Here is a 15,612-nt window from a genome sequence, read left to right as displayed (position 1 = left end):
CGGGATTAAGCCAGCCGCGCCAGAGCCAGGGCCATCACCTTTTCTGGAACGGGCATCAGTTTGGGACCGTCCGTCCAGACCAGCGCCGCCTCCACAGTGCGGCCCGGAAAGACCTCGCGCAGCACGGCCGCATAGACCGCCATCTGGGCCAGATAGGCCGTGTCGGCGTCCTCGATCCGATCCGGTGAGGGGCGGTTGGTCTTGTAATCCACCACCAGCACGCGGTCGTCATCGACCACCAGGCGGTCGACTCGGCCGGAGACGGCGAGGCCCTGGGGCAGATGGGCGCTGGTCCCGGCCAGGGCGACCTCGGCGCGCGAATTGGGCCCGAACACCGCCGCGAACCGCGCATCCTCCAGGACCCCGAACGCCGCGCCGGCCATCTCGGTCCGCTGGGTGTCGGTCAGGTCGCGCTCGGCCGCCAGGATGCGCCGCGCCGCGTCGGGGCGCTGATCCGGCGGCAGGTCCGGCAGCAGCTGGAGAAGCTTGTGAATGAGCTCGCCGCGCCGATAGCGACCAAGGCCGGCGATCCTGGCCAGGGGCGAGGGGGCGGGAACGCGGGCGGTGTCCTCCAGCCGCGACGGCGCGGCGTAGCGGGCGGCGGCGGGCTCGGGCGCGGCCTGCACCAGGATCCAGCTCGGCGCGTCGGCGACAGCGGTGGCGGCGAGGTCAAGCCTCGGCGCGCTGAGCGGATCGGGGCCGTAGCGCAGGAACGCCGTGTCGCTCTCGCCGATCGTCCTGACGCCCGGCGCGATGTCGGGATGGGCGAAGGCGGCGCGAGCGGCCGCGTACCAGCCGCCGACCTTGTCGTCCTTGGTGCGGGCGTCGATACGACCGCACAGAATCAGGCGCTCGCGAGCCCGGGTGAGGGCCACATAGAGCAGGCGCAGGGCCTCTTGCGCTTCCTTGTCCTCGCGCAGCTTGCGGGCCTTTGCCGAGGCGGCGCAGTCGCCCTTACCGGACGCACACCACAGCAGGGCCCCGTCCTCGGTGACCAGCAGCGGCGAGCCGCCGGCGCCGCGTTTGACGGTGGTCTCGGGCAGGAAGACGATCGGCGCCTCCAGGCCCTTCGAACCGTGGGCGGTCATGACCCGCACTTCACGACGAGCGCCTTCCATCTCGCGCTTGACCACGATGTCCAGCGCCGCGAAGTCGGCGACCAGGGCCTCCAGGTCGCGAACGCCGCGTTGCTCGGCCTCCATCACCTGGGCCAGGAACTCATCGAGCGCCTCTTCGGCCTCGGCGCCCAGCCGGGTCAGGACCTTGGCGCGGTGCGAGCGGCCGTCGGCGTCGGTCAGGCCCAGCCAGCCGGCGTAGAACTCGAACGGCTGGCGGCGGCGTCCCTCGGTCAGCGCCCAGTCGAGCACGGTGCGGGCGGCGGTCCATTCAGGGCGTTCCTCGGCCCGGCGCATCAATTCGGCCCAAAGTGTCGCCCGGCGACCTTTGGCCAGCGCATAGACGTCATCGTCGCCAAGCTCGCAGAACGGCGTCTTCAGCAGGGCCGCCAGGGTCAGATCGTCCTCGGGGAACAGGATGAACCGGCCCAGGGCCAGCAAGTCTTCGAAGGCGATATGGCTGGACAGCGACAGACGATCGGCGCCCGCCACCGGCACGCCGCGCCGCTTCAGGGCGCGGATGATCTCCTCGAACAAGACCTTGCGGCGGCGGACGAGGACCAGAATGTCGCCGGCGTGGGCGGCGCGATGCCGGCCCAGGTCCTTGTCGAACACCGCATCGCCGCGATCCAGGATCGCCTTGGTCTCGGCGGCGATCGCTTCGGCCAGACGGCGATTGGCGCTGCGCTCACTCTCCTCGTCGAGCGGCTTCTCCCAGGCCTCGCGCTCCTCGCCGGGCAGTTCGCGGGTCAGCGGCCAGAGATCGACGCAGCCGGGATGGCCGTGGCGGAAGAGTTCGTGGCTGACCAGGTCCTGACCGACGGGGGGCGGCACCCCTTCGCGGGTGTCCGGATCGGAAAAGAGGGCGTCGACGAAGCTCAGGACCTCGTGGGTCGAGCGGTACGAGACCGTCAGTGGCACGCCCTTGCCGATCGCGCCGACCGCTTCGATCCGGGAAATATAGCCCTGGGTCTCTTCCAGTAGCCGCGTCGGGTCCGCGCCCTGGAACGAGTAGATCGACTGCTTCTCGTCGCCGACCACGAACAGGGTCCGCTCGGCGCGGCGTCCGCTCCAGCCCTCGGACGTCTCGCCGACGAAGAAGTCGGCGGTCAGGGCGCGCAGGATCTCCCATTGCTCGGGGGCGGTGTCCTGGGCCTCGTCCAGCAGGATGTGGTCGATGCCGCCGTCCAGCTTGTAGAGCACCCAGGCCGCCTCGACCTTCTCGGTCAACAAAAGCCGCGTCTTGTCGATCAGGTCGGTGAAGTCGAGCGCGCCGCGCGCCTCCTTCTCGGCCATGTGACGCTCGATATAGAGACCCGCCAGCAGCAGGGCGTTCTGCGTGTCTTCCGCCACCCTGGCGGCGCGGACCTGTTCGCGGGCGGCCTCCAGCTTGGCCTGCTCCAGCAAGAGGGCCTCGCGCAGGTCCTCGCGGCTCTTCAGGCCCGAGGTCTTGGCCGGCCAGGTCGCGGGCGTGCCCTCGCCGCCCTCGGTGAAGAGGGCGCGTAGGGCGAGGTCCAGCGTGGCGGCGGGATCGCGGGCGACGGCGGCCAGGGCCTCGGCGTATTTGGCGTCCTGCTTGCCGCCGCTGTCGAACAGCACGGTCGCAGCGGCGCGCCAGACCGGCAGGTCGAGGCGGGCCATGGCCCTGACGACGAGGTCTTCGGCCGAGGTCGGGGCGTCAAAGCCGCAACGCGCCCAGGCGTCGGCGATCGCGCCGGCCAGGCCGCCGCAGCGCTGGACATAGGCCATGATCTGGCCGCGCCGGGCCTCGAAACCGGCGAACATCGCCTCGAAGCTCTGGAAATCCAGGGCGATCGAGAAGCGGGCGTAGGCCTCTGAAAAGGCGTCGTCATGGCTGTCGACCCAGGCGGTGACGGCGCGGCGGGCGGCGCGGGCGATGGCGGCGCCGGCCTGGTCGTCCATCACGGTGAAGCCTGGCGAGACCCCGGCCTCCAGCGGGAACCGCCGCAACAGCTTTTCGCAGAACGCGTGGATGGTCTGGATCTTCAAGCCGCCCGGCGTCTCCAGCGCCTTGGCGAACAGGGCGCGGGCGTCGGACAGGCTCTTGGCGTCGTAGCGCGCGTCGGCCTCGCCGACCAGCTTGACCAGTTCGGCGCGCAGATCGGCGTCGCTGGTCACCGACCACTTGCCCAGCCGGTCGAACAGGCGCCGCTGCATCTCAGCGGCGGCGGCCTTGGTGTAGGTCACACACAGGATCGCCTGCGGCTCGACCCCGGCCAGCAAAAGACGGGCGACGCGGTCGATCAGAGTCTTGGTCTTGCCCGAACCGGCGTTGGCGGTGACGAAGGCCGAGATCGTCGGATCGGCGGCGATGCGCTGGGGGTCGTAGGCCATCAATCGATCCACCGGGCTTGCACATAGACGCGACCGTCGGTCCAGCAGCGGGTGACGATGACCTCGTCCCAGGCCCGCAGGTGGCGGGCGAGATGGACTTCGCGGTTGGGGCAGCGATGGGCGGTCCACCAGGGAGGCGGGCCATCGCCGGCTAAGGGGAGGACGTTCGCGATTTCCCGCGCATCTTCGATCTTGCGGAAAGGCGGACGGACCAGGGAGGCGCTGGTCGCCTCGTCAGCGGCGAAGGCCAGGTCGATCCACTCGGCGTCGTTCGTGCCGACGCTGTGGGCCTTCAGATCACGGACGCCCTGGCCTGGCCAAGCGTCAAAGACGTCGTGGAAGCGGACGCTGGGCGGGGCTAGGTTCGCCCACAGCAGGCCCGCGACGAGCAGGGCGGTCGGCGCGGCGCCGACTAGGACGGGCGCCGCCATCAACCAGGGGCGCAGCCAGCGATGCCTACCGCGTAGCAGCAAACCGACAATCCAGCAGACAACGGCGGCGCAGACGAACAGCGCGCCTGAAACCAGCAGGTAGAAGATGACGACGATGCCCAGGCCCATTACTCGCCCTCTCCATCGTCGCCGCTGGTCGACCATTCGAACACCCGCGCCAGGTGCGCATAGTCGCCGGGGTGCTCCTTGACGAACTGCGGCGCGACCCGCGAGCGATAGGGCTCGTCGGGGTCATCGTAGCGGGCGATCAGGGACGACAGGCCCTCCAGCGCCTTTCGCGCAGCGTCCTGGCTTTCGCCGTCGCCCTTGGCCCGGATCTGCTCCTCGCCGGCGGGGCGTCGACCCGTGACGCGGACATAGGTCAGGTCGCCGGGCGTCGGCTTGCCAAGATCAGGGAACCCGCCGTTCATCAGGATCGCCGCCGTCAGGGTCAGCTGTGGCGAAAAGCCGGTGTCGACCTGCTTCTGGGACGGCGCAGCGCCGGTCTTGTAGTCGAGAATGTGAGCGGTTCCGTCCGGCGTCGGCTCGATACGGTCGGCCTTGGCGGTCAGGGTGAACGGACGGCCGTTGATGGCCAGCTCAAGCTTGCCCTCGGCCTCGACGACAATGCGTCGGACATGGGTGCGGCGTTGGCGCTCCCAGTCAGCGACCCAAAGGGCCGCCTCGCGGGCCAGGGCCTTCTCGCGCGCCAGGGCCGTGGGCGGCATGCCGGCGCTGACCAGGGCGTCGACATAGAGCTTTTCGAAGGCTGACGCCGCTTCGGCCGGGACGGCGTCGGGATAGAGCTCGGCGAACCGCTCGAAAGCGGCGTGGATGGCCGTGCCGCGCGCCCGGGCCTCGACCGGCTCGTCGGGACGCTCCAGCGGGTAGAGTTTCAGGATATCACGCGCCCAGACGGCGTAGGGGTCACGGGTCAGGGCCTCGACGCGCGTGACGGCCATCTTGCGCGGACGATCCTGGACGGGCGGCTTGGGCGCGGGGCGGCCGATGGGGGCGTAGGGGCCTGGCGCGTCCATGGCGCGGACCCAGTCCAGCACGTCGTCGCGGCGCGGCAGCGCCAGGCCTGCGCCGGCGGCCAGGGTCTTCAGGCGCCAGAGCCAGCGCGACTCGACGGCGGGCGCGCCGCCGCGCCGCTCGCAATGGACCAGAACGACGTCCGGCGCGCTGGCGGCCTGGGCGAAGTCGTGGGCGGTCAGGCCGATCCGGCGTTCGGGCGGCGGCAGGCCCAGGCGCTGGCGCATCGGCCGCGACAGGAACGGATCGATCGGTGCGCCCTGCGGCCAGACGCCTTCCTCCAGGCCGGCCAGCACCAGGCGGTCGGCGCGCACCAGCCGCGCCTCGATGGCCCCGAGGATGCGCAGGCGCGGATGGGTCGCGCCGCCGACGCGCACGGTCTCTTCGTTCACGAGGCGGTCGAGAATGTCGGCGAAGGCCTGGGGCGAGGCGTCGGGCAGGGGCTCGCCGTCCTGGATCAGGGCGGCCATCAGCGTGCCCAGGCACTCGCCGGCGTTCCCGGCCCAAAGACGATGGGGCGCGATCAGCGACTCCAGCGCCTCGACCAGGGCCTGGGCCGCGCGGGCCGGGGCGGCGCGGGCGCCGCCGCCATAGGGCGCCGCGGCGTGGTCCACCGCGGCCAGCACGCGCTCGGCCAAGGCCAGGGCGTCCGGCGCGTCGCGGAGGCGGGCGCGAAGGACGTCGGCCGAGCCGGGCGCGGCGCCGCGCAGGCCCTTGCGCTCAAGCAGAACGGCGGCCGGGGGTTCGTCCTCGCCCAGAACCAGCGGGTGCTTGGCGAAGGCCAGCAGGCGGACGGGGTTGAGCGGCTCCTCGACGAGTCGGGCCAAGTGCAGGGCCAGGATCGCGGAGCCGGCGGCCGCCAGCGGCGCGCCGGCCGAGCTGTCGGGGATCACGCCCCACCGCTGCAGGCGGGTCATGACCCGGCGCGCCAGGGTCTGGTCCGGCGTCACCAGGGCGGCGGTCCGGGCGGGATCCTCAAGCGCTTCGCGCAGCAGAAGGGCGCAGGCGCCGGCGGCCTCTTCCTCGGCCCGGGCGGCGATGACCGAGAACCCCTTCAGCCCTTCGGCGACGGGATCAAGCTCCGGCGCCTCGGCGCGCAGGGCGGCGATCTGGCTCAGCCAGTCGGCGGTCGCCTCGGCGGGACGCAGCGCCTCGTTGACGATGCGGCGGCGCCAGCGGCCGCGGCTGTCGACCTCGGGAACCCAGACGCGGACCTCGGCGCGCGAGACGCCGGCGCGATCCAGCAGGCGCTTCATCGCCCCCTGCGGATGCTGCTCGCCCTGGGAGCCCTCGATCTGGGCCCAGGCGGTGTCGGCGAGATCCTCGTCGAGACCCGGCAGCACCACGGCCCCCTTGGGTGCGGCGGCGATGACGCGTAGCAGGTCGGCGGTCGCGGGCGCGGTGCCGGTCGAACCGGCGGCGACCAGCACCTCGGTCGGCGGGTTGTCGCGCCACTGCGCCTCCAGCGCCCGCAGCAGGCGCACGCGGCGTTCGGAGACATCGATCAGACCAAGATCACTCAGGCGTGCGGACCAGGCCCTCAGCACGGATCGCAGGAACCGGGCCGAGACCTGCCAGTGCTGGGCCAGATCACCCTCGGCAAGCCCGTCCAGCTTGTCGTCGAAATTCACTTCCTCGATCTGGCAGCTGTCGAGAAACTCGCTGAGCGCCTTGGCCAGTTCCAGCGCCTGAACAGGGCCAGGCTTGAACGACAGCTTATCGCCGTGGTCGGTCACCAGCCGCGCCAGTTCGAAGCGCCGCCGCCGCGACGAGATCGCCGGCGGCAGGGTCAGCGACAGCTCGCCCGGCTCAAACGGCGGTTCGCCCTCGTCCAGATCGCCCAGCGGCCGGATCTGCGGCAACAGCAGCGCCCGCCCGCCGCCGACGGCCAGGAAGGCGTCGGCCAGGGCTCGCGCGCCCCGGCGGGTCGGGGTCAGCACGGTGGCGCGTGGCAGGGCTTCGGGGCCCAGCGGCTCCAGCGTGTTCAACAAGCCCCGCGCCAGATCGTCGACGAAGGGGCGGTGGGCCGGGATCGAGTACCAGCGCGGCCCTTCTCGCTCGAAGAACGGCGCGGACCCGCTCATGCCTCGGCGAGCCTAGCTTCGGCGGCCAGCTTGGCCTGCGGATCGCCGACATGCATCCAGAGGCCCTCGGGCGCGACGCCATGGACCCGGCCGTCGGCGGCTAGGCGCTTCCAGAGCGGCAACAGCGAGAACGGTCCTTCGGGACCATCGGCGGTGATCGCAGGCTTGCAGATATGCACGCCGACATAGACGAGCGGCGCCATCTCGCCGGCGTCCTTGAAACGCACGATGCCGTCGGCGCCGAGGAACACATCGCCCGTATCGTGGAAGCCCAGCGAGCCGGTGGTCGAGGCCAGCATCAGACACACGTCCATTCGCGCCGGATCCCAGGCGGCGGCCACCGCGTCGACGGCGGCGCCGGCGTGCTCGATCCAGATCGAGTCGATATTGGCGACGAACACCGGCCCTTCGCCCAGCAGGGGCAGGGCGTGCTTGATGCCGCCGCCGGTCTCCAGCGCCTGGGCGCGCTCGTCGGAGATGACGATCCGGGGGGCGAGGCCCTGGGCCTCGCGGGCCCGCAGGTGGGCCTCCACCAGATCGGCGAAGTAATGGACATTGACCACGGCGGTCTCGACGCCGGCCGCGACCAGGCGATCCAGCATGTGATCGATCAGCGCCTTGCCGGCGACCTCGACCAGGGCCTTGGGGCGATCGTTGGTCAGGGGGCGCATGCGGGTGCCGAGCCCTGCGGCCAGCACCATGGCGACTTTCGGACCGCTCATCGGCGCGTCTCCACGGGCACGTAGCGATCAAACCACGCCTTGAGGTCAGCCAGGGCCGGATCAGCGAAGCAGACGTCCAGATAGACCCAGAGACGCGGGATGAAGTCGGCGTAGCGGGGCTTGCCGTCGCGAGTCACCAGGCGGGCGAAGATGCCCAGGATGCGGATGATGTTGAGCGCGCCCAGCGCATGGTAGTCGGCCAGGAAGGCCGTGCGGTCCAACTCGGGGCAGGCGGCGAGATAGCGCTCGAGGCACGCGGTTTCGCGCTGCGGCGAGACGGTGCGGCGGGCGTCGTGCAGCAGCATCGACAGGTCCCAGGCCGGATGCGCCAGGACCGCGTCCTGGAAGTCCAGCATGCCGACCCGCGCCGCGCCGTCGCGCTGCGGCAGCCAGATCAGGTTCTCGGCGTGATAGTCGCGGTGGCAGAAGACCGTCGCGCCGGCCTCGCCCTTGGCCCGGATCGGAGCCCAGATCGCTTCCCATTCGGCCAAGGCCGCATCGTCGAAGGTGATGTCGCGAAACTTGGGCTGCCACTCGACGAAGATGTCGTGCGCGGTCTTCAGGGCCAGATCGTCATAGGTCAGCAGCGGCCAGCTCGAGCCGCCGTAGTCCAGAACCCGGGCCGTCGGCGCCGCGTGGATCGCCAGCAAGCCGTCGATGGCGGCGTCATAGAGCGGGGCCTCATCGGTTCCGGCCTCGATCAGGCGCGCGTAGAGATCATCGCCCAGGTCTTCCAGCACGGCCAGGCCCGCCGCGGGGTCGGCTGCGAGCACCTTGGGGGCCGACAGGCCCTGGGCGTTGAGCCATCCCGCGCAGGCCACGAAGGCGTCCACACGGCCCGCCGCCAGGCGCGCCAGGGCGTTATAGCCCAGCGCCGCGCGCTCGGCCGCCGAGGCCTCAGGCGGACAGGGCGCCGTTTCGAGCGACGGCGGCTGGTCCATGAAGATGAAGCTTTGCTCGCCCCGATGCAGCCGCTCATAGGCGCGCGTCGAGGCGTCGCCGCCCAGCGACTCGCGGCGAACGTCGCCGAAGCCGTTGGCGGACAGGAACGCGGCCTTGGCCGCCTCGCGTTCAGAGCTCAAGTTCACGTCCTTCGAAATCGCCGTGCGCCACGATGACGGCGCGTCGGGCGTCGCCGTCGAGGGCGATGTCTATATCGAGCCGAGTCCGGGGCAAACGGCCTTCCAGGCGCTGGGGCCATTCGATCAGGGCGACGCCGCCGTCGAGGGCTTCGTCAAGCCCGATCTCATAGGCCTCGTCGGGATCCGAAAGGCGATAGAGGTCGAAATGGGCCAGCGGGAATTTCGCCGTCTCATAGAACTGAACAAGCGTGAAGGTCGGGCTGGGCACTTCCTCATCCGGCGTCGTCAGGGCGCGGATCAGGGCGCGGGCCAGGGTCGACTTGCCGGCGCCCAGAGGGCCGGTCAGGCAGAGGGCGTCTCCCGCACGAAGGGCGCCGGCCAGCGTCCGACCCAGCGCCTGGGTCGCAGCCTCATCGGCGAGGAAAAGGGTCTTCACGTCAGGGGGCTCGTCGGCTCGTTCGGCAATTGGCGCTCCACATAGCGCTTCAGGACCTCGGTGGCTTGTTCGACGTCTCGGGGCAAGCGCTCCGGATCAACGGGCGGCCCGATGGTCAGCGAGAAGCGCCGCCCCGTCTTGTTCAGCAGTTCGTGGAACAGGGTGATGTCCCGCAGCTCACGCGACAGGCGGCCAAACAGGTGGAAGAGCGTCGACCAAGGCCCCTCCAGATGGATCGGCGTGATCGGCGCGCCGTACTTGCGCGCGATCGAGACCGCAGAAGACATCCACGGGGGATCGCTCAGCCGTCCTTCCGCATCCATCACCGCCAGCCGTCCGGCGGGGAAGATCATCAGCGCCTTTTCGGCCTCCATCGCCTCGCGGGTCATCGAAAGGGTCAGGCGCATGCGCTCGCGGCTACGCTTCTCCTCGACCCACTCGACCGGGATCAGCACGTCATCGAAGCGGGGGCAAACGCGGTGGGCGTCCGCATTGGCGTAGAAGACGATATCCGGACGATGGGCTTTCAGCGCGTCAAAGACGGCGACGCCGTCCCCGATGCCGGTCGGATGGTTGGCGACGATCACGACCCGGCCCTCCGCCGGAAGATGGTCCAGGCCGCGAACGGCGACCTTCAGCGAGAGAAGCGCCGACACATGATCCAGCGCCGCCTGGCCGCCCATCGTCTCGATCGTTTCAGCCATGACCCGCGCCTTGCGATAGTCGAGCAGGCGGTAAAGAGCGGGCTTGAGCAGCGGCCAGGCCGGCGAGCCCGTAAGGCGTGGGGCGCGTTCGGCGATCAGGGTGTCGATGATGTGGGGATCGGCGGCTTGGCCCGCTTGGACCGCCCCGGCGGCCGGAACATGAACCATGGTCCGAGCTTAGGCGCGGCGATCGGTTCTGTCAGCGCCCTCTTGCTCCGGGCGCGGCGAACGCGCTAACCGCAATCCTTGATGCCGACTTCTCTCCGCACCGCTTATCGCGAGCGCCTGGCCCAGGGCGAGATCAGGCCCGACGTCGCCCAGGCCGCCGCCGTGGAGGCCCTGTCGCGCCTGGAAGCCGATCTCGACGCCGCCGGCGAACCGGGCTTCTCGTTCTTCGGTCGCAAGCCCAAAAGCCAGCGGGGCGTCTATCTCTGGGGCCCCGTCGGTCGCGGCAAGTCCATGGTGATGGACCTGTTCTTCGACAGCGCGCCGGTGGCCAAGAAGCGCCGGATCCACTTCCACGCCTTCATGGCCGAGGTCCACGCCGACATCGACGCCTGGCGCAAGGGCGACGCCGCCGCGCGCAAGGCGCGCTTTGGCCAGTCCAAGGGCGATGATCCCGTCGCGCCCACCGCCGAGCGGATCGCCGGCGAAGCGCGCTTGCTGTGCTTCGACGAGCTGCAGGTCACCGACATCGCCGACGCCATGATCCTGGGTCGGCTGTTCGAGGCGCTGTTCGCGCGGGGCGTCACCCTGGTGGCGACCTCGAACCGGCCGCCGGAAGATCTCTACAAGGACGGCCTCAACCGCCAGCTCTTCCTGCCGTTCATCGACATGCTGAAGTCGGCGCTGGACATCGTCGCAGTGCGGGGCCCGGTCGATTTTCGCCTGGATCGCCTGCGCGCGGCCCGCACCTGGCTGGCGCCCAACGACAAGGCGACCCAGGCTGAGTTCGAGGGCCTGTGGGCCGACATGCTGGATGGCGCGCCGGAAACGGGCGCGACTCTCGAGGTGCTGGGCCGGAAGATGCGCCTGCCGCGCGCCGCGGGCGGCCTGCTGCGTTCGTCGTTCGCCAGCCTGTGCCAGCAAGCCCTCGGCCCGCAGGACTATCTCGCGATCGCCGAGCGGTTCCACACGCTCTTTCTCGAAGACGTGCCTTGCCTCACCCCGGCGCGCCGTGACGCCGCGCGGCGCTTCAACACCCTGATCGACGCGCTGTATGAAGCCGACGTCAAGCTGGTGGCGCTGGCCGAGGCCGAGCCGGAGCAGCTCTATCCAGAGGGGGATGGCGCCTTCGAGTTCGAGCGGACCGTCTCGCGCCTGCAGGAAATGCGGTCCGCCGACTATGTCGGTCGAGTCAGGGACTAGGAGGCGGCGATGTCGGTCAAGGATCGGGTTCGGGTTCGCGAAACCAGACTGCTCTCCGACAACTGGTACGTGCTGCGGACTACGACCTTCGACTGGAAGCGCCGGGACGGAACCTGGCAGACTCAGTCGCGCGAGCACTACGATCGTGGCAACGGCGCCGTCCTTCTACCCTACAACATCGAGAACCGGACGGTGCTGCTGGTCAAGCAGTTCCGCTATCCGGCCTTTGTGAACGGTTGCGACGACCTCTTGATCGAAGCCGCAGCCGGCCTGCTCGACGACGCCGAGCCCGAAGTCCGTATCCGCGCGGAGGTCGAGGAGGAGCTGGGCTACCGCCTGGGCGCTGTCCGCAAGGTGTTCGAGGCCTTCATGAGTCCCGGATCGGTGACCGAGATCCTGCACTTCTTCGTCGCCGAGTACGATGCGGCCATGCGCATCAGCGACGGCGGAGGCCACCCCGATGAGGGCGAAGACATCGAGGTCCTGGAGATGACGATGGAGCAAGCTCTGGCCATGATCGCGGACGGCCGCATTCGCGACGCCAAGACGATCATGCTCCTGCAGCACCTGGCGCTTACAGTGCTGCGCACGGCTTAGACCTCCCGTTGTTGGCGAGGGCCTGCGCCTCAAGCGCTGGGATGCGCTCGTCGACCCGCAAAGGCGGAGAATTGCGAACGTTTCTCAACAGGGCGCCGTTTAATTGACACCCCCGCCCTCGCGCTTAAAAGCATCCCGCAACGCACAAAGGCTACTGGGGTTGGACCTCTCATGACCGACACGAGCCGGGGGCTGCCTGAGCGCCCGATGTCGCCGCACCTGCAGGTGTGGCGTTGGCACATCACGATGGCCTGCTCGATCCTTCACCGCGGCTGCGTCGTCGGCCTCTGGGTCGGCGCCGTGATCCTGGCGGGCTGGGCCGCCGCTTTGGCCGCCGGGCCCGACGCCTATGCGAGCTATGTCGGCTTGCTGGGTTCGCCGATCGGCAAGCTCGTGCTGCTGGGCGAGACCTTCGCGGTGTTCTTCAACGTCGCCTACACGATCCGTCAGACCTTCTGGGACGCCGGCAAGGGCTTCGCCCCGCGCACGGCCGACATGACCGGCGCCATGGCCATCGCGTTCGCGGTGGTGGCGACGATCGTCACCTGGGTCATCGCCGGCGGCATCGGAGCGTTCTGATCATGAGCAAGAAAGACCTCTTTCAGCCCCAGCAGTTCCGCACGCCGCTGTCGCGCGCCCGGGGCATGGGCGCTTCGCGTCATGGCGTCAGCCACTTCATCACCGAGCGGGTCTCGGGCCTGGCGCTCGCGCCGCTGACGATCTGGGGCGTCTATTCGGCGCTCAAGCAGGTGCGCGCGCCGCATGACGTGGTCGTGCAGTGGATGGCCCAGCCCCTGAACGCGGTTCTTCTGAGCCTGCTGCTGATCGCCGCCCTGGTGCACCTGCAGAGCGCGGTGCAGGTGGTGATCGAAGACTATATCGAGCGCTTCACGACCAAGACCGCCCTGGTGATCGGCAACCTGTTCGTCTGCGTGCTGGCCGGCGCCGTGGGGGTCTTCTCGATCCTCAAGGTCGCCCTGACCGTGACCGGAGCCTATTGATGTCGGCCTACAAGTTCATCGATCACAAGTTCGACGTCGTCGTGGTGGGCGCTGGCGGCTCGGGCCTCCGCGCCGCCCTGGGCGCCGCCCAGGCCGGTCTCAAGACCGCCTGCATCACCAAGGTGTTCCCAACCCGCAGCCACACGGTGGCGGCGCAGGGCGGCATTTCCGCTTCGCTGGGCAATATGGGCCAGGACGACTGGCGCTGGCACATGTTCGACACCGTCAAGGGCTCGGACTGGCTGGGCGACCAGGACGCTATCGAGTACCTGACCCGCAACGCCCCGGCGGCGGTCTATGAGCTCGAGCACTGGGGTGTGCCCTTCTCGCGGACGCCGGACGGCAAGATCTATCAGCGCGCCTTCGGCGGCATGACCAAGAACTTTGGCGAAGGCCCGATCCAGCGCACCTGCGCGGCGGCCGACCGAACCGGTCACGCCATGCTGCACACGATGTACGGCCAGTCGCTGGCCCACGACACCGAGTTCTTCATCGAGTACTTCGCCCTCGACCTGATCATGGACGACGGCGTCTGCCGCGGCGTGACCGCGTGGAAACTCGATGACGGCACCCTGCACCGCTTCCAGGCCCAGATGGTGGTCCTGGCGACCGGCGGTTACGGCCGCGCCTACTTCTCGGCGACCTCGGCCCACACCTGCACGGGCGACGGCAACGCCATGGCCCTGCGCGCCGGCCTGCCGCTGCAGGACATGGAATTCGTGCAGTTCCACCCCACCGGCATCTACGGCGCCGGCTGCCTGATCACCGAAGGCGCCCGCGGCGAAGGCGGCTACCTGACCAACTCGGAAGGCGAGCGCTTCATGGAGCGCTATGCGCCGACCGTGAAGGACCTGGCCCCGCGTGACATGGTCAGCCGCGCCATGACCATCGAGATCCGCGAAGGTCGCGGCGTGGGTCCCAACAAGGACCACATCTTCCTGCACCTGGATCACCTGGATCCGAAGATCCTGGCCGAACGTCTGCCGGGCATCTCGGAAACCGCCAAGGTGTTCGCCGGCGTCGACGTGACCAAGGCGCCGATCCCGGTGCTGCCGACCGTCCACTACAACATGGGCGGCATCCCGACGAACTATCACGGCGAAGTCGTCACCAAGTCGGGCGACAACCCCGACCAGGTCATCCCCGGTCTGATGGCCGTGGGCGAGGCCGCCTGCGTGTCGGTGCACGGCGCCAACCGCCTGGGGTCCAACTCGCTGATCGACCTTGTGGTGTTTGGTCGCGCTGCGGCCCTGCGCTGCGCCGAGATCCTCAAGCCGGGCGCCAAGCAGCCCGAGCTGAAGGACGCCCAGACCGACGCGCACCTGGCGCGCTTCGACCGCTTCCGTAACGCCTCGGGCTCGACCGGCACCGCCGAACTGCGTCTTGAGATGCAGAAGGCGATGCAGGAAGACGCCGCCGTGTTCCGCACCGGCGAGAGCCTGGACAGCGGCGTGAAGCGCCTGCAGGCCGTCTGGGACAAGAAGGCCGATCTCAAGGTCAGCGATCGCGGTCTGGTGTGGAACACCGACCTGATGGAAACCCTCGAGTTCGATAACCTGATCGGCCAGGCGGTCGTGACGGTGAACGGCGCGGCCAACCGCACCGAGAGCCGCGGCGCCCACGCCCGCGAGGATTTCTCGGATCGCAATGACACCGAATGGATGAAGCACACCCTGGCGTGGCTCGACCTCGACACCGGCAAGGTGAAGATCGATTACCGCCCGGTCCACAGCTACACCATGTCGGACGACATCGCTTACATCCCGCCGAAGCAACGGGTCTACTGAGGGTACGATGGTCGAACTCGCACTCCCCAAGAACTCGCAGGTCAAGTCGGGCAAGCACTGGCCCGCCCCGGCCGGCGCCAAGAAGGTCAAGACCTTCAAGATCTACCGCTACGACCCGGAAACGGGCGGCAACCCGCGCTGGGACACCTACGACGTCGATGTCGACGCCGTCGGCCCGATGGTCCTGGACGCCCTGCTCTACATCAAGAACACCATCGACCCGACCCTGGCCTTCCGCCGGTCGTGCCGGGAGGGCGTTTGCGGCTCGTGCTCGATGAACATCGGCGGTCGCAACACCCTGGCCTGCACCCACGGCTGGGCTGAGGTGCCGGGCAAGGCCGTCCAGATCAGTCCGCTGCCGCACATGCCGGTGGTCAAGGACCTGATCCCGGACCTGACGCTGTTCTACGCGCAGTACGCCTCGATCGAGCCCTGGCTGCACACCGACACGCCCGAACCGCAGACCGAGTGGAAGCAAAGCCCCGAGGACCGCGAAAAGCTCGACGGCCTCTATGAGTGCATCCTGTGCGCCTGCTGCTCTACCTCGTGCCCCAGCTACTGGTGGAACGGCGACAAGTATCTGGGCCCGGCGGCCCTGCTGCACGCCTATCGCTGGCTGATCGACAGCCGCGACGAGGCCACCGGCGACCGCCTCGACGCCCTTGAGGATCCCTTCAAGCTCTATCGCTGCCACACGATCATGAACTGCGCCCAGGTCTGCCCCAAGGGGCTGAACCCGGCCAAGGCGATCGCCGAAATCAAGAAGATGATGGTCGAGCGCGTCGTCTGACGCTTCCTCCAGGACGATAAATATGGGGCGGCTTCGGAGACGAGCCGCCCCATTCTGTATCCGCCTCTATCGAAGGCGCTTGCCAATAGGTGACGCCGGCGTCAT

At 69.3% G+C, this 15,612-nt stretch carries 13 protein-coding genes; 6 read left to right on the top strand and 7 right to left on the bottom strand.

Features of this window, described 5'->3' with window-relative positions; translation table 11 throughout:
- Positions 1-5: 5 nt before the first annotated feature.
- Genes addA through OVA11_RS01755 form a run of 7 tightly spaced genes read right to left on the bottom strand, consistent with a single transcriptional unit; the run spans position 6 to position 10,132 of the window.
- Positions 6-3,470: a double-strand break repair helicase AddA gene (gene addA / locus OVA11_RS01785; RefSeq protein ID WP_268065769.1), complete on the bottom strand. Its 3,465-nt coding sequence runs from the start codon at positions 3,468-3,470 to the stop codon at positions 6-8.
- On the bottom strand, positions 3,470-4,030 hold the full coding sequence (locus OVA11_RS01780; protein WP_268065768.1) for a hypothetical protein: 561 nt from the start codon (positions 4,028-4,030) through the stop codon (positions 3,470-3,472). Before OVA11_RS01780 ends, addA begins: the two co-directional genes overlap by 1 nt.
- Positions 4,030-7,020, bottom strand: coding sequence for a double-strand break repair protein AddB (gene addB / locus OVA11_RS01775; RefSeq protein ID WP_268065767.1), 2,991 nt, complete (start codon positions 7,018-7,020; stop codon positions 4,030-4,032). Before addB ends, OVA11_RS01780 begins: the two co-directional genes overlap by 1 nt.
- Positions 7,017-7,742, bottom strand: coding sequence for an N-acetylmuramate alpha-1-phosphate uridylyltransferase MurU (murU, locus tag OVA11_RS01770; protein WP_268065766.1), 726 nt, complete (start codon positions 7,740-7,742; stop codon positions 7,017-7,019). Before murU ends, addB begins: the two co-directional genes overlap by 4 nt.
- Positions 7,739-8,830: an N-acetylmuramate/N-acetylglucosamine kinase AmgK gene (gene amgK, locus OVA11_RS01765; RefSeq protein WP_268065765.1), complete on the bottom strand. Its 1,092-nt coding sequence runs from the start codon at positions 8,828-8,830 to the stop codon at positions 7,739-7,741. The genes murU and amgK overlap by 4 nt, the downstream gene beginning before the upstream one ends.
- Entirely contained in the window at positions 8,814-9,260 is a 447-nt protein-coding gene (gene tsaE, locus OVA11_RS01760; RefSeq protein WP_268065764.1) for a tRNA (adenosine(37)-N6)-threonylcarbamoyltransferase complex ATPase subunit type 1 TsaE, read from the bottom strand. The genes amgK and tsaE overlap by 17 nt, the downstream gene beginning before the upstream one ends.
- Positions 9,257-10,132, bottom strand: a complete 876-nt coding sequence (locus OVA11_RS01755; RefSeq protein WP_268065763.1) for a GNAT family N-acetyltransferase — start codon at positions 10,130-10,132, stop codon at positions 9,257-9,259. The genes tsaE and OVA11_RS01755 overlap by 4 nt, the downstream gene beginning before the upstream one ends.
- Before the next feature lie 81 nt (positions 10,133-10,213).
- Between OVA11_RS01755 and zapE the strand changes: the two genes are divergently transcribed.
- The 6 genes from zapE (at position 10,214) to OVA11_RS01725 (ending at position 15,507) form a co-directional block, all read left to right on the top strand.
- A complete protein-coding gene (gene zapE / locus OVA11_RS01750) occupies positions 10,214-11,332 on the top strand; it encodes a cell division protein ZapE (protein ID WP_268065762.1) in 1,119 nt (372 codons plus the stop codon).
- Between the two features lie 9 nt (positions 11,333-11,341).
- Complete coding sequence (locus tag OVA11_RS01745; RefSeq protein WP_268065761.1) at positions 11,342-11,929, top strand: NUDIX domain-containing protein; 588 nt, start codon at positions 11,342-11,344, stop codon at positions 11,927-11,929.
- Positions 11,930-12,100: 171 nt separating this feature from the next.
- Positions 12,101-12,508 (top strand): succinate dehydrogenase, cytochrome b556 subunit, encoded by a 408-nt coding sequence (sdhC, locus tag OVA11_RS01740; RefSeq protein ID WP_010921358.1) that lies wholly within the window; start codon positions 12,101-12,103, stop codon positions 12,506-12,508.
- A complete protein-coding gene (sdhD, locus tag OVA11_RS01735; RefSeq protein WP_268068871.1) occupies positions 12,475-12,930 on the top strand; it encodes a succinate dehydrogenase, hydrophobic membrane anchor protein in 456 nt (151 codons plus the stop codon). Before sdhC ends, sdhD begins: the two co-directional genes overlap by 34 nt.
- Positions 12,930-14,717, top strand: coding sequence for a succinate dehydrogenase flavoprotein subunit (gene sdhA / locus OVA11_RS01730; RefSeq protein WP_268065760.1), 1,788 nt, complete (start codon positions 12,930-12,932; stop codon positions 14,715-14,717). Before sdhD ends, sdhA begins: the two co-directional genes overlap by 1 nt.
- A 7-nt stretch (positions 14,718-14,724) precedes the next feature.
- On the top strand, positions 14,725-15,507 hold the full coding sequence (locus OVA11_RS01725; RefSeq protein ID WP_268065759.1) for a succinate dehydrogenase iron-sulfur subunit: 783 nt from the start codon (positions 14,725-14,727) through the stop codon (positions 15,505-15,507).
- Positions 15,508-15,612: the final 105 nt, after the last annotated feature.

Origin of the sequence: Caulobacter sp. SL161, from assembly GCF_026672375.1 — a bacterium.
Taxonomy (GTDB): domain Bacteria; phylum Pseudomonadota; class Alphaproteobacteria; order Caulobacterales; family Caulobacteraceae; genus Caulobacter.
This window is presented reverse-complemented; position numbering and strand designations above follow the sequence as displayed.